This is a genomic window from Sulfuricurvum sp. (assembly GCF_023250475.1).
Taxonomy (GTDB): domain Bacteria; phylum Campylobacterota; class Campylobacteria; order Campylobacterales; family Sulfurimonadaceae; genus Sulfuricurvum.
On sequence record NZ_JAHFAQ010000021.1, the window covers coordinates 1 to 21192 of the forward strand.

18 protein-coding genes are annotated in these 21192 nt (G+C 38.5%); 17 read left to right on the forward strand and 1 reads right to left on the reverse strand.

Annotated elements, in window-relative coordinates:
- From Q0C19_RS03545 to Q0C19_RS03625, 17 genes are all read left to right on the forward strand, one after another.
- Nucleotides 1–2346, forward strand: a 2346-nt coding sequence (locus Q0C19_RS03545; RefSeq protein ID WP_295052848.1) for a PEP-utilizing enzyme, incomplete at its 5' end; no start/stop codon positions are given.
- The gene (locus Q0C19_RS03550; protein ID WP_295052850.1) at nucleotides 2343–2981 is read left to right on the forward strand and encodes a type 1 glutamine amidotransferase; all 639 of its coding nucleotides are present in this window, start codon (nucleotides 2343–2345) and stop codon (nucleotides 2979–2981) included. The genes Q0C19_RS03545 and Q0C19_RS03550, both read left to right, overlap by 4 nt.
- Nucleotides 2978–3727, forward strand: coding sequence for a 3'(2'),5'-bisphosphate nucleotidase CysQ (gene cysQ / locus Q0C19_RS03555; RefSeq protein WP_295052852.1), 750 nt, complete (start codon nucleotides 2978–2980; stop codon nucleotides 3725–3727). The genes Q0C19_RS03550 and cysQ overlap by 4 nt, the downstream gene beginning before the upstream one ends.
- A gap of 3 nt (nucleotides 3728–3730) precedes the next feature.
- The gene (locus tag Q0C19_RS03560) at nucleotides 3731–4498 is read left to right on the forward strand and encodes a phosphocholine cytidylyltransferase family protein (RefSeq protein WP_295052854.1); all 768 of its coding nucleotides are present in this window, start codon (nucleotides 3731–3733) and stop codon (nucleotides 4496–4498) included.
- 112 nt (nucleotides 4499–4610) lie between these two features.
- Entirely contained in the window at nucleotides 4611–5726 is a 1116-nt protein-coding gene (locus Q0C19_RS03565) for a CDP-glycerol glycerophosphotransferase family protein (RefSeq protein WP_295052856.1), read from the forward strand.
- Nucleotides 5727–5729: 3 nt separating this feature from the next.
- Nucleotides 5730–7577, forward strand: coding sequence for an asparagine synthase (glutamine-hydrolyzing) (gene asnB, locus Q0C19_RS03570; protein ID WP_295052858.1), 1848 nt, complete (start codon nucleotides 5730–5732; stop codon nucleotides 7575–7577).
- Between the two features lie 4 nt (nucleotides 7578–7581).
- Nucleotides 7582–9264 (forward strand): ABC transporter ATP-binding protein, encoded by a 1683-nt coding sequence (locus Q0C19_RS03575; RefSeq protein ID WP_295052859.1) that lies wholly within the window; start codon nucleotides 7582–7584, stop codon nucleotides 9262–9264.
- Nucleotides 9261–10142 carry a hypothetical protein gene (locus Q0C19_RS03580; protein ID WP_295052861.1) on the forward strand — a complete coding sequence of 294 codons (882 nt, stop codon included), beginning with the start codon at nucleotides 9261–9263 and terminating at the stop codon, nucleotides 10140–10142. Before Q0C19_RS03575 ends, Q0C19_RS03580 begins: the two co-directional genes overlap by 4 nt.
- The gene (locus Q0C19_RS03585; RefSeq protein WP_295052862.1) at nucleotides 10139–11062 is read left to right on the forward strand and encodes a glycosyltransferase; all 924 of its coding nucleotides are present in this window, start codon (nucleotides 10139–10141) and stop codon (nucleotides 11060–11062) included. Before Q0C19_RS03580 ends, Q0C19_RS03585 begins: the two co-directional genes overlap by 4 nt.
- On the forward strand, nucleotides 11029–11727 hold the full coding sequence (locus Q0C19_RS03590) for a CatB-related O-acetyltransferase (protein ID WP_295052864.1): 699 nt from the start codon (nucleotides 11029–11031) through the stop codon (nucleotides 11725–11727). Before Q0C19_RS03585 ends, Q0C19_RS03590 begins: the two co-directional genes overlap by 34 nt.
- Complete coding sequence (locus Q0C19_RS03595; RefSeq protein WP_295052865.1) at nucleotides 11720–12622, forward strand: glycosyltransferase family 2 protein; 903 nt, start codon at nucleotides 11720–11722, stop codon at nucleotides 12620–12622. The genes Q0C19_RS03590 and Q0C19_RS03595 overlap by 8 nt, the downstream gene beginning before the upstream one ends.
- 8 nt (nucleotides 12623–12630) lie before the next feature.
- On the forward strand, nucleotides 12631–13512 hold the full coding sequence (locus Q0C19_RS03600) for a glycosyltransferase (RefSeq protein WP_295052867.1): 882 nt from the start codon (nucleotides 12631–12633) through the stop codon (nucleotides 13510–13512).
- Nucleotides 13487–14365, forward strand: a complete 879-nt coding sequence (locus Q0C19_RS03605) for a glycosyltransferase family 2 protein (RefSeq protein ID WP_295052869.1) — start codon at nucleotides 13487–13489, stop codon at nucleotides 14363–14365. The genes Q0C19_RS03600 and Q0C19_RS03605 overlap by 26 nt, the downstream gene beginning before the upstream one ends.
- Nucleotides 14362–15219, forward strand: coding sequence for an NAD-dependent epimerase/dehydratase family protein (locus Q0C19_RS03610; protein WP_295052870.1), 858 nt, complete (start codon nucleotides 14362–14364; stop codon nucleotides 15217–15219). The genes Q0C19_RS03605 and Q0C19_RS03610 overlap by 4 nt, the downstream gene beginning before the upstream one ends.
- Entirely contained in the window at nucleotides 15210–15776 is a 567-nt protein-coding gene (locus Q0C19_RS03615) for a sugar transferase (RefSeq protein WP_295052872.1), read from the forward strand. The genes Q0C19_RS03610 and Q0C19_RS03615 overlap by 10 nt, the downstream gene beginning before the upstream one ends.
- A 70-nt stretch (nucleotides 15777–15846) precedes the next feature.
- Nucleotides 15847–17958 carry an STT3 domain-containing protein gene (locus Q0C19_RS03620; RefSeq protein WP_295052874.1) on the forward strand — a complete coding sequence of 704 codons (2112 nt, stop codon included), beginning with the start codon at nucleotides 15847–15849 and terminating at the stop codon, nucleotides 17956–17958.
- Nucleotides 17959–17961: 3 nt separating this feature from the next.
- Nucleotides 17962–19764 carry a nucleoside-diphosphate sugar epimerase/dehydratase gene (locus Q0C19_RS03625; RefSeq protein ID WP_295052876.1) on the forward strand — a complete coding sequence of 601 codons (1803 nt, stop codon included), beginning with the start codon at nucleotides 17962–17964 and terminating at the stop codon, nucleotides 19762–19764.
- Nucleotides 19765–19767: 3 nt separating this feature from the next.
- Here Q0C19_RS03625 and ilvD read toward each other — a convergent pair.
- The coding region (gene ilvD, locus Q0C19_RS03630) for a dihydroxy-acid dehydratase (RefSeq protein ID WP_295052878.1) at nucleotides 19768–21192 on the reverse strand (1425 nt) is incomplete at its 5' end.

Genomic DNA, 21192 nt, shown 5'->3' on the forward strand with positions numbered 1-21192 from the left:
GGACAAAAGCAAATGCTGACTCTTTCCCTCTCTTCAAAAGCTAAAACATTGGAAATCCTCTCTCCGCATTTAACAAGAGCTAAAATTCTTCCTCTTATCCGCTTTAGTGTTCATGAGTACAAAAACGACAAAGACCTTTATCTTAATCAGATACGTCAAACCTTCACACAGCAAGTGATTGTTCGATCATCTTCTCAAAATGAAGACAACGAACAAACATCCAATGCTGGAGGATTTGATTCAATCATGAATGTCGAGACATCCTCCTTGAATGATTTAAATTCGGCAATACAAAAAGTAATAGACTCCTATGGAGAGAAATCCGATAGTAAAGATGAAGTTTTCGTACAACCGATGCTAAGCAAAGTGGCTATGTCAGGAGTAATATTTACCGCTGACTTAGACACTCTAAGCCCCTATTACATCGTAAATTATGATGAAAGCGGCTCCACAAGCAGTGTTACAAGCGGGTTTGGCAAGAATCTAAAAACCTTTATTTCTTTCAAAGAGAGCAAAAATATTGCCAATAGCAACCTCCAACGTCTCATTGAAACGGCAAAAGAATGTGAACGTATTTTTAATCATCCATTTTTAGATATTGAATTCGCCTACAGTGATGATATATTATATATTCTTCAGGTCAGAGCTATTGTTTCTGAGAGCAAAGAGTCTCTATCGCATATCGGACTCTCCTCCAGTCTCACAAAAATATATAAGAAAATTCAAAAGCTCAATGCTCCCCATCCGAACTTACTGGGAGATAAAACAATTTTTGGCGTTATGCCCGATTGGAATCCTGCAGAGATCATTGGACTTCGTCCGAAAAGACTCGCATTGTCTTTATATAAAGAGCTAATTACTGATGAAACATGGGCATATCAAAGAGACAACTATGGCTACAGAAATCTCCGTTCACATCCGCTACTAATCTCATTTCTAGGTGTTCCATTCATTGATGTAAGGGTTTCTTTCAACTCATTCGTACCTAAAACATTAGATGACACTATAGCTTCAAAACTGGTCAACTACTATTTATCCATGCTGACAGAGAATACAGATCATCACGATAAGATAGAGTTTCAAATTGTCTTCTCCTGTTATTTTTTCGGAATATCAAATAAATTAGATGCTTTAAAAAAATTCGGTTTCAGCCAAGAAGAGTTGATGTCAATTGAAAAAGCACTTTTATTACTAACTAACAATATCATAGATGAAGAACATGGACTTTATAAAAAAGATCTTCTTAAAATTGAGAGTTTGACAAAAAAATACGATGATATCGTCAACTCAGAGCTTTCTCTTATCGATAAGATATATTGGCTGGTTCAAGATGTAAAACGCTACGGAACACTTCCTTTCGCCGGAATTGCGAGGGCGGCATTTATAGCCGTACAACTTTTACAATCATTTATGGAACAAAAAATCATTACGCAAAGTGAATATGATGCATTTTTGAAGTCTCTTAATACGGTATCCAAAAATTTATCTCAGGATACTCAAACTCTGGATAAAAAATTATTTTTACAAAAATACGGGCACTTGCGACCAGGTACATATGATATTTTGTCACAGAGATATGATGAAGCATATGACGCTTATTTTAGCTCTAAACATACAATTGAGCATAATGAAGAATATCAATTCTCATTTTCCAATGAACAAATATCGACAATAAACAAACTACTTGCAAAAAATGGATTGAACTCAAATTTCAACCATTTAATAACATTTATTAAAGACTCTATCGAGGGCAGAGAATACTCCAAATTTGTTTTCACCAAGCATTTAAGCCAAATTCTAAAATATATCGAAGAACTTGGCAAGAAATTTGGTTTTACCCGTGAAGAGCTCGCATATTTGGATATTCAAAAAATTCTCACCTTATACTCTACCCTTGATCATAGAGACGTCAAAGATATTTTCAAGTCGGATATTTCAAAAAATCGTCAATATTATCAATTTACCAAAGCTATCAAACTACCAAGTGTCATAGTCGAGCCTGAAGAAATATACAGTTTTCACCTGGAACCAGGTGAAGCCAATTTCATAACCCACAAACAAATCGAATCGGATATTGTTTTGGAAGAAAACATTCACTGCACACCGGTTGAAGGAAAGATTGTCTGCATTCGCTCAGCCGACCCCGGATATGATTATCTATTCTCTAAAAATATAGCTGGCCTTCTAACCTGCTACGGTGGTGCAAACTCCCACATGGCGATTCGTTGTGCAGAAATGGGGATTCCGGCAGTCATAGGTTGCGGAGAGAGCAATTTTGATCTTTATTGCAAGTCCTCCGTTGTAGAAATTGACGCACTCAACAAACAGGTTAGAATAGTCCTATGAAAAAAATTGCTATCACCCAAAGACTAATCGCCAATTCATCCTATCATGAAACGAGAGAGGCACTTGACATACAATATTCCAAGCTGATCCATGCCGCCGGTTTTTTACCAATTATTTTACCGTATGAAGTGGATTTCAAAGAGTATTTTTCAGAATGTACAATCGATGGAATACTCTTAACAGGAGGAAATGATCTCAACAGCGTTAATGAAGACTCTCTTTCGAAACAAAGAGATGAATATGAAAAAGCATTAATCAAATTTGCCGTTGAAAATAGCATCCCATTATTCGGGATTTGTCGCGGGCTTCAGGTGATTGCAGAATATTTTGGATCTGATTTTAAAAAAACAACTGGGCATGTTGCCGTTCGACACAACCTCAATATCAACGAAGATTCTCATTATGCGAAAGACCTTAAAGCTCTCGGAGCAGTAAACTCCTTTCACAATTATGCAATCGATACATTGGGAAAAGGTTTGCTGCCTTCAGCCACTTCGCCAGATGGGATTATCAAAGCTGTTGAACACATAAAATATGCACTTTTCGGACAAATGTGGCATACTGAAAGAGAGTCACCTTTTAAAAAAGAAGAAGTAGCATTTATACAAAAATTTTTTAATGGAAACTATCGTTGATCACCCAAGAAGTCCTTAATAAAATTGCGCAGACGGCGGGAGATGCTATTTTAAAAATATACAATAGCTGCACAGATATGGAAATCGTAGAAAAATCAGACGGTTCCCCTGTAACAAAAGCAGACTATCAGGCTGATGCGATCATCCAAAATCTTTTACGAGCAAAAAGCTCCTATCCCATTCTTTCCGAAGAAAACCCCGTTCCCTATGAAATTAGAAAAACATGGACTCGGTTCTGGATAGTCGATCCTCTTGACGGGACAAAAGATTTTATTGCCAAAAACGGACAATTTACAGTCAATATTGCCCTGATTGAAGACAATTACCCCATCATGGGTGTAGTGTATGTGCCGGTTTCCGCAACAACATATTACGCACAAAAAGGGTTCGGAGCCTATAAAAACGATATACATATCTACAACCGATCCACTCGGAAAGAATTAATCGCTACGGACAGTATTTTCCATTCTACAGAAGAGACTTTAACCTTCTTAAAAGATAACAATATAGCCAATATAATACGGTTTGGTTCCTCTATCAAACTCTGTAAATTGGCTGAGGGGGAAATCGATGTGTACCCTCGCTTTAATGGAACGAAAGAGTGGGATACGGCTGCAGGACACATCATTGCCAATGAAGCTGGATGCAAACTGATAGATATAAAAACTAAAGTAGAACTTCTATATAATAAGAAAGATATAAAGAATAACTATTTTATTGCAAGCAGAAACAATTTGGAGTTTTAACTTATGAAAATGATAATTTTGGCCGCTGGTCAAGGAACAAGATTAAGACCGTTTACTAATGACAGACCGAAATGTATGGTTGAATATAACAATAAACCGATCATAGATTATATTTTAGAAACCGCGAAAGCATGTAATTTAAGAAATATAGCCGTAGTCAATGGGTACAAACGAGAGGTTTTAGAAAAGTACTTAAAAGGTCAGGAATGCACTTTTTTTACCAACATGGACTTTGACAGAACCAATATGGTTTCAACACTCTTTTGCGCAAAAGAATTTATGAATGATGACTTGATCATTTCGTACGCCGACATAATATACAAACAAGAGATTCTTGAGCAGCTGATCAATTCAAAAGAAGAGTTCAGTGTCGTCGTAGACAAAGATTGGAAAGAGCTATGGTCTTTACGGATGGAAAATCCCTTAGACGATGCAGAAACACTGAAACTGAAAGATGGCAATATTATCGAATTGGGGAAAAAGCCGAAAAACTATGAAGAAATTGAAGGGCAATATATTGGACTCATCAAAATCTCCAAAAATACACTTAGCAAAATCATCGATTATTACGACTCTTTGGACAAAACTGAATTATATGATGGAAAAGATTACAACAATATGTACATGACAAGTTTTATTCAAATGGTCATTGATAACCTTATGAACGTGAAACCGGTATTTATTCATGGCGGATGGGTAGAAATCGATACAGTCGATGATCTTAAATGCAGTATCATTAATACTCGATTTAACGAAATGGCAAAAAACTGATATGCTCTCGGTGCGGCAACTTTCAAACTACCTGTTCGGAACCTATAACACCATACATAAAATCGCGTTTTTTATCAATGAAGAGTATATTTTCGACCATTATCACAACATCATGATGAAACTCCCGAATGATACGTTTGATATTATCCTAGCAAACAAATTCAACTCACCCCTTTATCAGCAGGTTGTCGATAACTTAAAAGATTATGGATGGAATGTTAGATTTTTAGACGAAGTAATGTTTATTGATAAATACAAATGCCTTTTAACTCATTTGTATTTAGGGGGAAATACCTGCGAAGAGGGATCTATTGTTTCAAGAATTGTCTCAATACTACTGCTGTCAATCAATAAAATACTATTAAAATCGAAAATTAATAAAATATTCCCCATTAAGAAACAATATATGCAGAAAATTTTGGGGTATTATAATATCAAATTCATGTATGGGGCAGATTCAGGTGTAGAGAAATACCATGAATATAAAAATGACTATAATGAAGCATACGATCTATTCTTTTGCCATGGCCCTCGCGATTCGAATATCACCAAAGAGTTATTTCATAAACCTGTTTTTCAAATGGGCTATCCAAGATATGACAGCTATTTTAAGAAAGAGGGAGACCCTTCTGCAAAAGAGTTTCTATTAAATAAATACTCCTGCAATAAAAATAAAAAAACAATCCTATGGATATGTACGGTCAATATATACTTTTCAACGATTGAAACATACTCATCTGCAATGGAAACCTTCCTAAAAGATTATAATATAATCGTTCGCCCCCATCCACTGGAAATAGACCCTCAGTACAGCAGATTCAATCAAAAAGTATTGGATATTGTAAGCAGCGGAATATTTATTCTAAACGACAATGCATATCAAGATATGACAGAACTGTACCTGATTTCAGACTTTGTCGTATGTGACTACGGCGGTAGTATTTTTAGTGCCATGTATATGGATAAACGAATTATTTTACTTAATCATAAAAACGTCTATAAAGATACAGTCACTTCGACTTCAACATCTATGGAAGCGCGTGAATATTTACCGTCAATCAATGAAGATGAAATTGATAAATTAAGCCGCTATTTATCCGATGAAGAATGTTGGATAGAAGCTGATAAAAAAAGAGATGTTGCCAGAACATATTTTTTCGGTGATTCCCGCGGAGATTCGGCCATAGGCGTTGCAAATTATTTATCAAAAATAATTGCGGAGAAATAAGCAATGTGTGGAATCCTAGGAACAATACCGAAAACAGAAGAAAAATTCTTCAAACATGCTCTTGATACCTTAGCACATCGCGGTCCTGATGATTACGGCATCGAATCGGTCGGGAGTGATATTACTTTGGGGCACAGAAGGTTATCAATTGTTGATATTACCCACGGGCATCAACCGATGTTTGACAGTTCCAAACGTTACTCTGTCATTTTCAATGGAGAAATATACAACTTTTTGGAGATAAAAAACGAACTGGAACGATTAGGACATACCTTTACATCCCATTCCGATACAGAGGTTCTCTTGTATGCCTATATCGCTTGGGGCGACAAATGTGTTTTAAAATTTAACGGCATGTGGGCTTTTACCATCTGGGATAGTCATAAAAAAGAACTTTTTATTTCAAAAGACAGATTCGGGAAAAAGCCTCTGTTTTACACGCACGTTAATGAAAAATTTGTTTTCGCTTCCGAGATGAAAGCTATTTACCCGTTTTTAGAAGAAGTCAAACCTTCCAAAGATTTTGACTGGATCAAAAACAATATCTTCTCGTACGAATCGACGGATAAATGTTTAATCGAAGGGATTAAAAGATTTCCGGCCGGATACAACGGGTTTTATAAAAATGGGAAATTGACACTCAATCGATATTGGAATACCCTGGATCATTTGGTTGAAGTTCCAAAAACCTATGATGAACAAGTGGAACGATTCCGGGAACTGTTTATTGATGCCTGTAAGATTCGAATGCGCTCCGATGTCACTATCGGTACTGCGTTAAGCGGCGGGCTTGACAGCAGTGCTACTATTTCCGTTATGGCACATTTATCGAAAGGAAAAATTGATTACGGCAAAAAAGATTGGCAGCATGCCTTTGTCGCAAGTTTTCCGGGAACTCCGCTTGATGAATCCTCTTATGCAAAAATGGTGACTGATCACATAGGGATTGAGGCAACTTTCATTGACATTGACCCTTTGAAATATTGGGACAAATTAGACGAATATTTTTACATGTTTGAAGATCTTTATATCACCAGCCCAATCCCTATGCTGATGACGTACGGAGCAGTCAAAAAAAATGGAGTTACCGTAACTTTGGACGGGCACGGAGCAGATGAGCTTTTTAGCGGCTACGGGCATATTCTAGAAGCGCTATGGGATACTAAATTCGATCTCAGCAGCATTCAGGACATTTTGGATACCCATTACGAATCTGTTGGCAATTTCTCCCAAAATACTGCTAAAAGCAGCCTAGAACTCTATTCGAAATTCATGTTCAAAACTTTTGTGAAAAAAATGACCGGCATGGGATTAAAATCCAAAGATTACAACCACCCGAATTATAAAAAACTGGATAATTTTTCTCAAAGTCTATACATTATTTTTCATGAAACAATACTTCCTACCCTTTTAAGAAATTATGACCGATATTCGATGATGAACAGTGTTGAAATCAGAATGCCATTTATGGATCACAGGATTGTAAGTTTTGTTAATTCGTTGCCTTACAGCAGTAAATTCGGAAACGGCTATACAAAAAAATTGGTAAGAGATGCTGTTGATCCATACATGCCCAAAGAGGTCACATGGAGGAAACAAAAAATAGGCTTTACCTCTCCGATTCTTGACTGGATGCAAAACGATTTAAGAGATTGGTTCGGAGATTTAGTCCACTCAAAAGACTTTTTAGAATCTTCGCTAGTAACAAATCCTCAAACCGTAAAAGACAATGTTTTAAATATTATTTCAAAAAGAGACAACGTATTTAATAACGCACAAAATGCATGGACCGATATTACCCCATACTTATGGGGAAAATCAACCCTTTCTAAAAATTATAAGGGTTTATAAATAGATGAACTTTATACAATCTGTCAAAAAAATAATTTTACTCTTTGAACGTATCTATGAAACAAAGTTCTATAAAAAATTCTATGTATTGATTTTTATCGCTTTTATCGTATCCGGTCTTGAAATATTTAGCGCTTTTTTATTAGCACCTATCTTCAACTTACTCTCTTCCGGCGGAATAAAAGATATTTTTATGTACAACTATATATCCCATTATGTACATACGTACAATACCGCACTGATTTACAGCCTTATACTATTTTTGCTAGGCAATGTTTTAAAAAATATTTTTACTATTTTCTATATGAATATATCTACCCTCTTACGGCTTGATTTCACACTATTATTACGAAACAGGATGTTCAAAAATATTTTGTCGGGCTACTATGTTTTAAAAAAAGAGGTGACCCATAATGTCGGAGAAATCAATAATATCATTATGTGGGAAACACATAATATAAACAATTCAATTGTAGCGCTTTTATTGCTTCTAAACTCAGCCATTATTGTATTTCTCCTTTTGGCCTACCTTTTATACACAAACTTTACAAATACACTAATGATTTTAATCGCCGTCTTTGGAATTATTCACATTAACAAATATTTCTTTCAAAAAGTAGGGGAGTACAGTAAAGAAGTCTCCGCACAATGGGGTGTTTTATCCGGAATTTTTAATGAAATTATTAGAAATATAAAAGTCGTTTACACCAAAAATGCTTTTGATTATGAAGTAAAAAGGTTTGCACTCAACAATAAAATCAATAGTGATGTTACACAAAGAAGAGATATTTTTTCTAATGTTACGGGACCTATTACCGAAATATTCAGTGTTCTGACTATGATTATTACAATATACATGGTTTCCAGCAATAGCAACTCTTTAGGCGAAAGCGTCACCTATATCTACATTATTTTCAGACTGATGCCTTACCTGAAGATGATCAATACGAACAAGGTCCTTTTTGTCAGTTCTATTGGTTCTATTGATAATATTTTGCATTACACAAAAGAGGATAAACCAGAAACCATCCTTCTTAAAAAAGAGATTAACAAAATTACCGATATCACTATATCCAAATTGTCATTTTCATACAACAATAATGATCCCGTTTTAAATGCAATTGATCTAAACCTCCAGCGAGGAAATATTATAGAGATCGTCGGAGAAAGCGGGAGCGGGAAAAGTACTTTTCTGGATATCTTGCTGAAAATCAGAGATGAATATCAAGGCAGTATTCTGATAAACGGCATTGAACTCAAAGATATATCCAAAGAGTCTTGGTACTCCAAAATCGGTTATGTTCCGCAAGACCCGCTATTATTTGATGATACATTAGAATACAATGTTGCTTATCCAAATCGCATCGATAAGGAAAAAGTTATCAAATGTTTGGAACAGGCAAGCCTTACACAATACACGGATAACCTAGCGTATCAAGTCGGAGAAAATGGAAGCAAGCTCTCCGGTGGTCAAAAACAAAGAGTATCGATAGCACGATCTTTATATAATGACCCGGATCTCCTTTTCTTTGATGAAGCCACCAGCTCGCTTGACAAAGAAACTGAAAAAAATATTGTCGAAACCATCAACAATCTGCCGAAGCATTTAATCATTCTGCTCGTAACCCACAGAGAATTGAATGTACAATATACCGACAAAATACACTTTAAGCGTAAAAGCCAATGAGCTTCAACCATCATGACGGCGATGAAGTTGTCCATTATTATGGCCACCATGATAACTATAAGATTATTGAGAATCCCCATTGTGCCGAATGTAATGCTACGGTAGTCTATTTTTCTTCGAATGGGATCTACTTCCCTAATACCTATGAAGAATTCCACAGTACCATAAAAAACAAAGACCGCTATGAGTGGTCAAAATTTGAAAATCAATTTCCGTTTGCCAAAAAAATGATTTTTCTCAGGGATATCCATAAACAATGGTATTTAAAAGGTATAAATAAAGAAATTAACTCATTTGAAAAAATAGCGGAGTTTATAAAAAAACATCATGCTTCAGAAAAATTAATTCTCGTTGGAACATCATCAGGAGGGTTCGTCGCAACCATTGTAGGTATGCTATTAAAAGCGGATGCAGTTTTTTCATTTGCAGGGCAATTTACCTTAGAAAATTATCTGCGTGAGGGAAAAGACAAGCTTGTGGTTGATTTATACGATCAAAACAAAATCTATTATAATTTAGAGCCCCTCTTAAATAAGAGCAGCACGGATATTTTTTATTTTGTTTGTAAACATTCTAAAATCGATCAAGACGACATTTCCATTGCTTCCAAATACCAAAATATCCATACCTTTTGTTTTGATTGCGATATTCACGGTGTTCCATTCCATTCTACTCTGCTCAAAAAAATATTATCCACTAAAAAAGAGAATCTTATCGTCCTGTCAAAAAAGAACAACGGCCAATTACTGAAACCGTCATTATTTTGGAAACAACTTTTTAATCGAAATGAATATATCATAACGTATAGTTTATTTGTCATGAAGAATTTAAAAAAAATCCCAAGATATGTATTAAAAAAGATAAAAGGTCATCAATGAATCAAGGTTTGTCTCCTATTCTTCTTTTTGTATATAACCGCCCTTGGCATACACAACAAACGATTGAAGCTTTGCAGAAAAATGAGTTGGCACCGGAGAGTGAACTGTTTATTTACAGCGATGCCCCTAAAAATTCCGATGCAAAAGAAAATGTAGAGAAAGTGCGAGATTACATAAAAAAAATTGACGGATTCAAAAAAATCACTATCATAGAACGGGATAAAAACTGGGGATTGGCGAACTCAGTCATCGACGGAGCCACCACGATTTTGAATGAATATGACAAAATTATCGTTCTCGAAGATGATTTGATGACAAGCCCGTACTTTTTAAACTTCATGAATTCAGCATTAGAAACATTTGCAGACAGAGATGATATTTTTTCAATAACTGGATTCAGTTTTTCATCAACATTCATGAACTTCCAAAAAAACTATTCCGAAGATATTTTTTTGAATTATAGACCAATGTCATGGAGTTGGGCAACATGGAAGAACAGATGGGACAAAATTGATTGGGATGTTAAAGATTACCCCGATTTTGTTTCAAACAAAACAAAAATCAGTACATTTAATAAAGGCGGTACCGATTTATCCCATATGCTGAAGATGCAGATGGATGGAAAACTCGATTCTTGGTATATCCGATGGTCTTATCATGCACTATTACAGAATAAATTAACCATTTATCCGACACTCTCTTTTGTCAACAATATCGGACACGACAATTCTGGAGTTCATTGCGGAATAGACAAGACCAATATATACAGCCATCGGGAACTCAATCAAAACAAGCATTTTATGTTGAATAAAGATATTGAATTGAATAATAATGTGATTTCCAATTTTAATAAGGCGTTTAATATTAAACTTAAAAGCCAAATCAAATGGGCAATAAAAAAGTTATTGGCGATTTCCTGATGAAAAGTCTGATAAAGAACCCTTTAACAATTTGGTTTGTTCGATTAGTCAGATCAAAAAAATTGGAACGAAAATATAAAGAAAAACACCTAAAAATAGGATATTTTTCGAATGCTCACAACTCTGAATTTGGTCAATACAATGCACTATATGAGAATGTGCTGTTAAATGACTGCTGTTTAGATGATTTTACTTATATTGCCAATGGAACACAAATCACAAATACCTCTATAGGTAAATTTTGTAGTATAGGTCCTGATTGCAAAATCGGACTCGGTATGCACCCGTCTAAAGAGTTTGTATCGACCCATCCTGCATTCTTTTCGGTACGTGAACAACCTCAAATCTCCTTTGCTGATCACAATTATTTTGAAGAGACCCAAGCCATTAAAATAGGAAACGACGTCTGGATAGGGGCTAATGTCCTTGTTATTGGTGGTGTTATTATAGGAGATGGCGCGATTATTGCGGCCGGTTCAATCGTCACAAAAGAGGTTCCCCCCTATGCAATCGTGGGAGGAGTCCCTGCCAAAATCATTCGATACCGATTTACGCAAGATCAAATTCAAAAACTCCTAACACTGAAATGGTGGGACAATGAGATAGACGATTTAAAGAAAAATTATAAAAAATTCCATAAAATAGAAGATTATTTAAATGCCTAATCCTATTCAACTTGATCCAAAATTCAGTACCACACGTCTTGCTGTTACGGATAAACCACTCATCGCTCTTAGTCCTGAAGATAAATTCGAGCCTCTTCTTTTTTTATCAAGAAATCAAACTACCGAAAATGAAGGCGGACTGAGAAGCAATGGATATTTTAAAAAATCTTATCCCGAAAAACCTCTTATTAGCATCATCACGGTCGTTTATAATGGAGAAAAATATCTTGAAGAGACCATTCAAAGCGTCATCAATCAAACGTATGACAATGTTGAATACATTATCATCGATGGCGGAAGTACAGATACTACACTCGAAATTATCCGTAAGTACGACTATGCAATAGATTATTGGGTTAGTGAAAAAGATCATGGCCTTTATCATGCTATGAACAAAGGATTAACCCTCTCAACCGGAGACATTATAGGGATGATCAATGCTGATGATTACTATATGCCCAATGTCCTGGAAAGTATAAAAGATGTTTATACTGCCCAAAATGATAGATATTTTATTATCTGGGGCGACATTTTAAAGAATGACGGAATTGTCAAAGGATGGCGTCCGAAAAAACTCAAAATAGGGTTATTCGCTCCCCATCCTTCCATGTTTTGCACACAAGCAGTTTATAAAAAAATCGGTCTGTACCGATTATGGTACAAGATTGCCTCAGATTATGATTTTATGTACAGAGCCGTCAATCTCCATAAGATACATCCGATCTATCTCCCTAAAACATTAGTCTATTTTAGAGATGGCGGATTATCATCGCAATATATCTTCAGAGCATTAACCGAAGAGATGCTTGCAAAAATAGAAAACGGGGAAAAAGCGTATAAAGCGTTAAGTATCTACTTATTGAAATTAATAAAAAAATATTTTAAAAAAGCATGATGCCTGCGATGTCTAAAAAAATACCTATAATCATCCTTACGAAAGACGAAAACAGATATCTAAAACTATCGGTCCGCTCTATTTTGAACAGAACCAAAGCAAATTACCATATATTTATCGTGGATAATAATTCAAAATCTTCCGATCAAAAAAAGGCATTAGAAGAATTAGCGCACAAAGAAAACATAACCGTTTTATATAATTCTCGAAATGAATGGATTCTAGGGTTTAACCTTGCCATAGGTTGTATTCAAAAAGATGAACAATATGATCAAGATTTTTATGTTTTATCGGATGGCGACATTACGGTGCCACTTCCAAAAAACAATATGTGCTGGCTCGAATATTTACTCTCTAAAATGAAAAAAAATGCCCATTTCGGAAAAATAGGGCTCGCACTGGATCTTGGTTACATCAAAGAGAGAGCTGAATTCGAGGATACGTTCAAAAGGGAATCCCGTTACCTTTGCGGCCCTTGTTCAAGCGGATTGATTATCGCTCCGGTCGATACAACATTGGCAATCTATCGAAAAGACCTTTTTATCCTTCCAGCCTTTAAAATGTTGCCCGGGCATGCCTCTTTGGTTAAACCGTATTATTATGTTGCCAGAACAACGGGTCATTGGCAAGCCCGTCACTTGGGCTGGAGAAACTATTCAATCCAAGATGGATCGCAGCTGGAAGACAAAATAAAATGTTTTACACGTTACGCTGCCTATATTGACCCGATTGTGCTCAATAGATTACCCAAAAGCATACGCCTCTATTTCATTATTTTTAAACCAATTTTTAAAATAAAATGGGCAGTAATAGTCCTTTATTTCTGGACAAAATATATACTCGAACATTTCCCTAGGAACTTTAATGAACTCCAATCTTCCGTACGATAGCCGTAATGAGCAACACTCTTCTTTGGATGTAACTGCATCCATTGTGATGTACAACAATCCGATTCCGATGGTTCAAAAAGCTGTCCAAAGTTTTTTGAATACTCCCCGCAAAATCAAACTCTATCTTATTGACAACTCACCGACAGATCAGCTACGAATATTATCAACAGCCGATAATCGGATTCACTATATCCATAACCCCTCCAATCCCGGATTCGGTGCAGCTCACAATATTGCTCTAAAAAAAGCCATCACCGATAAATCACCCTATCACCTTGTCCTCAATCCTGATGTCTATTTCAATCAAGGCGTTATGGAAAAAATCATCGATTACATGGATCAACATACCGATGTAGGACTTCTTATGCCTAAAGTTTTATATCCCGACGGGACCATTCAACGAGTGGCAAAATTGCTCCCTACCCCGTTTGATCTTTTTGCACGAAGGTTGCTTCCACTTAAAGGATTTGTCAAGCGACAAAACGATTTGTACGAACTTGCTTTTTTTAATTACAACGCGATTGCGGAAATCCCTTTTATCACAGGCTGTTTTATGTTTTTACGAACCGAAACTCTTGAAAAAGTAGGATTATTTGATGAGAAAATTTTTATGTATCTGGAAGATGCCGATCTCTCACGAAGAATCAGCAAGGTTGCCAAAACGATCCTTTATCCCAATGTTTCCATCACCCATGAATATCAGCGCGGACTCTATAAGAATCGAAAACTCCTTTTGATCTCACTCCACTCAGCGCTTGTATACTTTAATAAATATGGGTGGTTTTTCGATAGCTATCGAAAAAAGATAAATTCTAAAACACTTGAAACACTCTCTAAAGCGGACCATCAATGAATCTTCTTATTACGGGAAGCAGCGGTTATATTGCCCGCCGTTTTATTCATAATTTCAACACTCAGTATACGTTTGATTTTTTTTCGCTGCAAACCTCTTCTTTGGAATCCGTCGCTTTCACAAAGATTGATGCGATCGTACACTGCGCTGCATTGGTGCATCAAAAAGCCCTATATAGCCAAAATGAGTATGACGCCATCAACGCCGAATATCCGTATCAATTAGCCAAAAAAGCAAAAGAAACCGGTGTCAAACATTTCATTTTCATCAGTAGTGTCGCCGTATACCAAGAGAGTGCTACGATTAACGAAAACACACCATGTATTCCCGAAACTCCCTATGGACGAAGCAAATTAAAAGGGGAAGAGTTACTGAGCAGTTTAATGGATGACACTTTTGTGGTTAGCATTCTCCGATCTCCCATGGTATACGGCCCGAATGCGCCTGGGAATATCGCTTCACTACTCAAGCTCGCTCGTACCGTACCGATTTTGCCTTTCGGGGAGATAAAAAACAGTCGTACCTTTGTTGGAATCGATAATTTGACCGCTTTGATGCATACACTACTGCAAAAACGTTCAAACGGAATATTTTTGGCTGCCGATGACACCCCGCTCTCAACAACACGGCTGATTCAACTTATTGCAAAAACTCTAAACAAAAAAATATTTTTAGTACGCATCCCGTTTTTTGAAATGTTTCTCAAGAGTCTAAAGCCCTCATTGTACAAAAAACTTTACGGCAATCTGCACGTTGATAATACCGATACAAAAACGCAATTAAATTTTCACAATCCATACACCACGGAAGAAGGAATAATAAATATGATCCGAAATGAAACCCCATGTCACTGAAACGCCTTTTTGACATACTATTGGCATCCCTCGCCGCTATAATCCTTTTTATCCCCTTTATAATCGTAGCAATTATGGTTCGGATAACCTCCAAAGGTCCGATTCTCTACTGGTCACAGCGTGTAGGTAAAAACAATGGCCTCTTTTTAATGCCGAAGTTTCGCAGTATGTGGGTCGACACACCGGCGGTTGCCACACATTTGCTCAATGATCCCGAAGCACTACTGACCCCGATAGGATCATTTTTACGCAAAAGCAGTTTGGATGAACTGCCGCAACTGTGGAGTATCCTCAATGGTGACATGAGTTTCGTCGGACCGCGCCCTGCACTGTTCAATCAAGATGACCTCATCTCCCAGCGAACGGAGGCAGGGGTTCACATCCTCACTCCCGGTCTGACCGGTTGGGCGCAAATCAACGGACGGGATGAGTTGCCGATACCGCAAAAAGTGGCTCTTGATGCAGAATATTTACACCGCCGTTCTTTTGTTTTTGACCTTAAAATCATTCTACTAACCTTCTTAAAAGTAATAAACAAAGAGGGTGTAACACACTAGCCTTTTAGATTATTGATAAAGGCGTCCCATTTGGCTAAAATACACCATTAAAATACGGAGCAATAACTACATGCTAAAACTACGTGAAGATCGAACTTCTACAGCTACTTTGCTCATACTAATCACACTTGCCTATCTATTTTCTATTTCTCTCCGTTTTATCTGGGTTAACGAATTTAGTACTCAGCCCCAGTTTCACTGGAATAATGAACTAATGATCAGCAATAATGACGGCTATGCTTTTGCGGAAGGGGGGCGTGACATTCTGCAAGGGCATCATGAAGCCAACGATCTCTCTCCTGTTGAGACGGCTATCTCTCAATTAACGGCTCTGTTGGCAAAAATTATTCCGGTAAGTTTTGAAACACTGATCTTGTATATGCCCGCCTTTCTCGGTTCTCTAATCGTCATCCCTTTAATATTGATCGGCAGAGCCTTAAACCAAACGACCATGGGGTTTATTGCAGCACTTATTGGCTCCATTGCTAACAGTTATTATAACCGTACCATGACCGGATACTACGATACCGATATGCTCAATATCGTATTTCCGGTACTGGAGATGTATACCCTCATTCTTGCCCTCACTCATCAGCGCAATCGCTATCTGATCCCTATCACGATATCCATTGCCCTGTATCAGTGGTGGTATCCGCAGGCCTATACTCTGGACAGTGCTTTATTTTTGATGATTATCGGTTTTACCCTCCTCTTCGATCGTAAAAATATCTATTTTTATAAAATAGCCCTCTTTATTCTGATCGGAATTTTATCGTTGCCTATGCTTACTAAAATCGCAATGGCAGTGGCCTTGTTTGCCCTCTTTCATTTTCAAAAAGAGCGTTCAGAAAAAGTTTTCTGGTATCTTTTCGCCGGAGTACTGGCCGTTTACTTTTTTACGGGAGGACTCGATCCGGTTTGGTTTCGACTTAAAATTTATTTTTTTACCACCGGTGGAGAAAATACCATAACATCTTCTCTCCATTACTACAACGTAATGTCTACCGTGAGAGAAGCGGGAGAAATTCCTTTTACCATTTTTGCAGAGCGCATCAGCGGTCATACCGTCACTTTTATCTTCGCATGTATCGGTTATCTTTTGGCACTGATCGCATACCGCCCTTTGCTCGTGACGCTCCCTCTTGTAGGACTTGGATTTATCGCCATGTTTGCAGGTCTTCGATTCACCATCTATGCGGTTCCTATGATGGCAATCGGATTTGCCTATCTGTTGATGTTCTCTACTCAGCGAATAGAAAAGTCGTGGCTTCGAACTCTCTCTTTGATCCTTTTGACCGGCGCAGCTATTTATCCGAACTATGTCCATATCCGCGAATACATGACTCCGACCGTTTTAACCGATCAAGAGGTTGTGGCACTCAATGAACTTGGCAAAATTGCTTCCAGAGAAGATTATGTGGTCACCTGGTGGGACTATGGATATCCGGTTCGCTACTACAGCGACGTAAAAACATGGATTGACGGCGGCAAACACAGCGGTGACGTCAATTATCCGGCTTCTTTTGTTTTGACCGCTCAAGACTCTCTCTCTGCCGCGCACATGATGCGTCTTTATACCGAATATACCGAACGGGGATTCTCGGATACCAATAAAACCGCTAATGATTTTGAAACGATGATTACGAAAGAGGGATTTAAAGACCCTAATGATTTTATATCTTCCCTCTCCCTTCCCGAATATAAAACTCCTAAAAAAACACGAGACGTATACCTCTTTTTACCGTTACGGATGATGGAAATTTTCCCGACCGTATCACTTTTCAGCAATCTTGATTTAACGGGCAAGGAAAAGCGGCCTAGCCCATTTTTCTATACAAGCCGAATGATTCAAGATGTCGGACAGAGTATTGAATTAGGTCAGGGGATTTCAATTGTAAAGGCAACCAGCACCCTAAAAATGGGATCACAAAATATCCCAATCAAAGCATTTTACCAAGTAGGATACGATCCTGATCACCGTCTTAAAATTAATAAACAAATGTTTGGATCAGACGGGCTAACGGTTATCTATATGGCAAGTTACGGTCAATTTCTTGTTGTGGATGATTATTATTTTAATTCTGCCTACATTCAGATGTTTGTATTTGAGCAATATGACAAAAATCTTTTTCAGCCGGTTGTTCTCAGCCCGCTGACCAAAATATACAAACTGAAGATTTAACGTATGGCATTACGAGAAAAAAAGGGAGCGTCTGGTTTGCTCACACCGAGTTTTACCAAAAGGCTTCTCTTTTTTTTAGGTGCCGATTTCATCCTTTTTTTTGTATCTCTCCATTTTGCTTATTCTCTTCGTTTTGATTTTACTATCCCTCCCGAACATATGTCAAAATTCTATAGTGTCTTTTTTACCCTTGTTTTGTTGAAATGGGGAAGTTTTTATCTCTTCGGAATTTATCGTGTGACATGGCGTTTTTTCGGTCTTCATGATGCCAAGCAACTTTTTTATGCCCATATTTTGGCCTTTGTCGCTTTCTTTCTACTGTATCTGATCAATGCTTCGCTATTTCTTCCGATGCCGCGCAGCGTTATCGGAATCGATTTAATATTGTCTCTAATTTTGGTAGGTGCGTTGCGATTATCAAAACGTCTTTCGATGGGATCGTCCAAAGGAGATGCCCACAAACCAACCTTGATTATAGGGATATCTCCCAATACCGCTAATCTCATTAAAAGCATGCTGGAAAGCTCCAATGACTATTATCCGATAGGGATTGTTGCCATACAGGAAAAAAATCGCAGCATGATCGGCTCAACGATACAAAATCTTAATATCTCAGGTTCCGAAGCAATTGTCTCTTTGGTTGAATCCAAACGAATCGAAGCGGCTATTATTGACGGTTCGATGCCGAGTGAAATTCTTCGAAAAGCCTATAAGCTTCTGGCCGATGCCGGTATGCGAGACATCAAGCGTTCTACCCTTCTATCGGATGGCAAGGAGACCATCACCTCTTTATCGGTCGAAGAACTTCTCGCACGTCATCCGAAAGATCTCGATACTCAGACGATTGAAACATTTATTCGCGGTAAGAATGTCCTAATCACCGGAGCGGGCGGGAGTATCGGTAGTGAAATAACGCTGCAATGCCGCCGTTTTGGAGCACAAAAGCTTATTCTGATCGATCACAGCGAGTACAATCTTTATCAGATCGGAGAAAAAGTCCCCTCAGCATCGTTATACTTGTGCAATATTATTGATCTTAACACGTTAGATGAAATCATAGAAAATTCCCGTCCCGATATCGTTATCCATGCAGCGGCTTACAAACACGTTCCCCTGTGTGAAGCCAACATCCAAACCGCAATCATGAACAATATCATCGGAAGCTGCAACGTTATCGATACGGCTATAAAATATGAAGTTCCGAAAATCGTCATCATCTCGACCGACAAAGCCGTACGTCCGACCAATGTCATGGGAACCACAAAACGGATAGTAGAACTGTATGCCCAGAATATTCCATCGCAGAGTAGTGAAATCGTCGCCGTCCGATTCGGAAATGTTCTCGGTTCCAGCGGGAGTGTTATTCCAAAATTCAAATCTCAGATCGAATCGGGAGGACCCATCACCCTTACCCATCCCGATATTACCCGATATTTTATGCTCATTTCCGAAGCGTGCCAGCTCGTTTTACAAGCCGCCGCCATTGCACGCGGAGGAGAACTCTTTATTCTCGATATGGGAGAGAGTGTAAAAATCGCCGATTTGGCACAAACGATGATCCGGCTTTACGCATCAACACCGATAGACGTCGTCTATACCGGTTTGCGCCCCGGTGAAAAACTCTATGAAGAGCTGCTTATTGATGAGAGCGAACAGAAAACGGCATTTGAATCGATCATGATTGCCCGCTCGACTCCCTATCCGATTGAAACATTAAAAGAAGATATTGCAAGATTAGTAGCAAGCGGTAACGCCATTGAAGCGTTGCAAAAAATTGTACCGGAGTTTCAACCCTCCGGCACATGAGGATTATAACTCTGTTTTTAAAGCGGCACCGTTAGAGGCATTTGAGACAAGTAGACTATAGCGCTTAAGCCATTTGGAATGGATCTCTTTCTTAATTGGTTTCCAATGCAGACGTCGCTGTTCTAAAACTTCATAGCTCACATTAAGCTGTAAAAGATGGCTATCGACATCAAGCTCGATCTCATCGCCGTTTTCGATCAAAGCGATCAATCCCCCCTCGGCGGCTTCGGGACTGACATGACCGATAGAGGCTCCGCGTGTCGCACCTGAAAAACGGCCATCGGTGATCAGAGCAACGCTCTCTCCTAAGCCCATACCCATGATAAGTGCCGTAGGAGCAAGCATTTCTTGCATCCCCGGCCCACCTTTAGGCCCTTCGTATCGAATAACGACGACATCACCCGCTTTGACTTTGTGCCCTACGATCCCTGCGATTGCCTCTTGCTGTGAGTTAAAACAAACCGCTGAACCTTTGAATTGTCGCATATTCGGGGTAATTCCTGCCGTTTTAACAACGGCACCCTCTTCGGCCAGATTACCGAAAAGTATCGAGAGCCCGCCGACCGGAGAATAGGCATTTTCATTCGTGTGAATGATATTCGAGTCTTTGATCTCTGCGTCTTTGATCCGCTCACCCAGTGTCTCACCCGTAACCGTCATCGCATCGGTATGGAGGATTCCACCGCGGCGGCTCACCTCTTTCATCACGGCATTAACGCCTCCGGCACGGTTGATGTCGTCCATATGAACGGTCGAGAGCGATGGAGAGATTTTCGCGATATGAGCAACATTTTCGCTGATTTTATTAATTTGGGTAATGTCGAAATCAACTCCCGCCTCTTTGGCGATACTCAACATATGCAATACGGTATTGGATGATCCACCCATTGCCATATCGACAACGAATGCATTGTGAATCGCTTTTTCGTTCAGAATATTCTGCATATTCCATTTTTGGGAGTTTTCGTCTTTGACCATCTCAACGATGCGGCGTGCCGCCGTCTTAACCATCTCGATACGCTCCGGTGTCATTGCAAGCACCGTACCGTTGCCCGGCAATGCTACCCCCATCGCTTCACAGAGTGTATTCATTGAGTTTGCGGTAAACATCCCCGAACACGATCCTCCGCTCGGACACGCTTCACACTCGATCTCATAAAGCTCTTCATCGGACATTTTTCCATCCGCATGCTGTCCAACCGCTTCGAACGCCGTTGCCAAATCGATAGGGGTACCGTCTTTTTTGTGCCCCGCCTTCATCGGCCCGCCCGAAACAAAAATCGTCGGCACATTGACACGCAATGCACCCATCAGCATCCCCGGAACGATCTTGTCGCAGTTTGGGATACAGATAAGCCCGTCAAGCTTGTGGGCATTCATCACCGTTTCGATACAATCGGCAATCAGCTCACGGCTAGGAAGTGCACT

Excerpts from the sequence above, each read along its gene's own strand:
- Q0C19_RS03550 (WP_295052850.1), top strand. The coding sequence starts at position 2,343 with ATGAAAAAAATTGCTATCACCCAAAGACTAATCGCCAATTCATCCTAT.
- Q0C19_RS03560 (WP_295052854.1), top strand. The coding sequence starts at position 3,731 with ATGAAAATGATAATTTTGGCCGCTGGTCAAGGAACAAGATTAAGACCG.
- Q0C19_RS03565 (WP_295052856.1), top strand. The coding sequence starts at position 4,611 with ATGATGAAACTCCCGAATGATACGTTTGATATTATCCTAGCAAACAAA.
- asnB (WP_295052858.1), top strand. The coding sequence starts at position 5,730 with ATGTGTGGAATCCTAGGAACAATACCGAAAACAGAAGAAAAATTCTTC.
- Q0C19_RS03575 (WP_295052859.1), top strand. The coding sequence starts at position 7,582 with ATGAACTTTATACAATCTGTCAAAAAAATAATTTTACTCTTTGAACGT.
- Q0C19_RS03580 (WP_295052861.1), top strand. The coding sequence starts at position 9,261 with ATGAGCTTCAACCATCATGACGGCGATGAAGTTGTCCATTATTATGGC.
- Q0C19_RS03585 (WP_295052862.1), top strand. The coding sequence starts at position 10,139 with ATGAATCAAGGTTTGTCTCCTATTCTTCTTTTTGTATATAACCGCCCT.
- Q0C19_RS03590 (WP_295052864.1), top strand. The coding sequence starts at position 11,029 with ATGGGCAATAAAAAAGTTATTGGCGATTTCCTGATGAAAAGTCTGATA.
- Q0C19_RS03595 (WP_295052865.1), top strand. The coding sequence starts at position 11,720 with ATGCCTAATCCTATTCAACTTGATCCAAAATTCAGTACCACACGTCTT.
- Q0C19_RS03600 (WP_295052867.1), top strand. The coding sequence starts at position 12,631 with ATGTCTAAAAAAATACCTATAATCATCCTTACGAAAGACGAAAACAGA.
- Q0C19_RS03605 (WP_295052869.1), top strand. The coding sequence starts at position 13,487 with ATGAACTCCAATCTTCCGTACGATAGCCGTAATGAGCAACACTCTTCT.
- Q0C19_RS03610 (WP_295052870.1), top strand. The coding sequence starts at position 14,362 with ATGAATCTTCTTATTACGGGAAGCAGCGGTTATATTGCCCGCCGTTTT.
- Q0C19_RS03615 (WP_295052872.1), top strand. The coding sequence starts at position 15,210 with ATGTCACTGAAACGCCTTTTTGACATACTATTGGCATCCCTCGCCGCT.
- Q0C19_RS03620 (WP_295052874.1), top strand. The coding sequence starts at position 15,847 with ATGCTAAAACTACGTGAAGATCGAACTTCTACAGCTACTTTGCTCATA.
- Q0C19_RS03625 (WP_295052876.1), top strand. The coding sequence starts at position 17,962 with ATGGCATTACGAGAAAAAAAGGGAGCGTCTGGTTTGCTCACACCGAGT.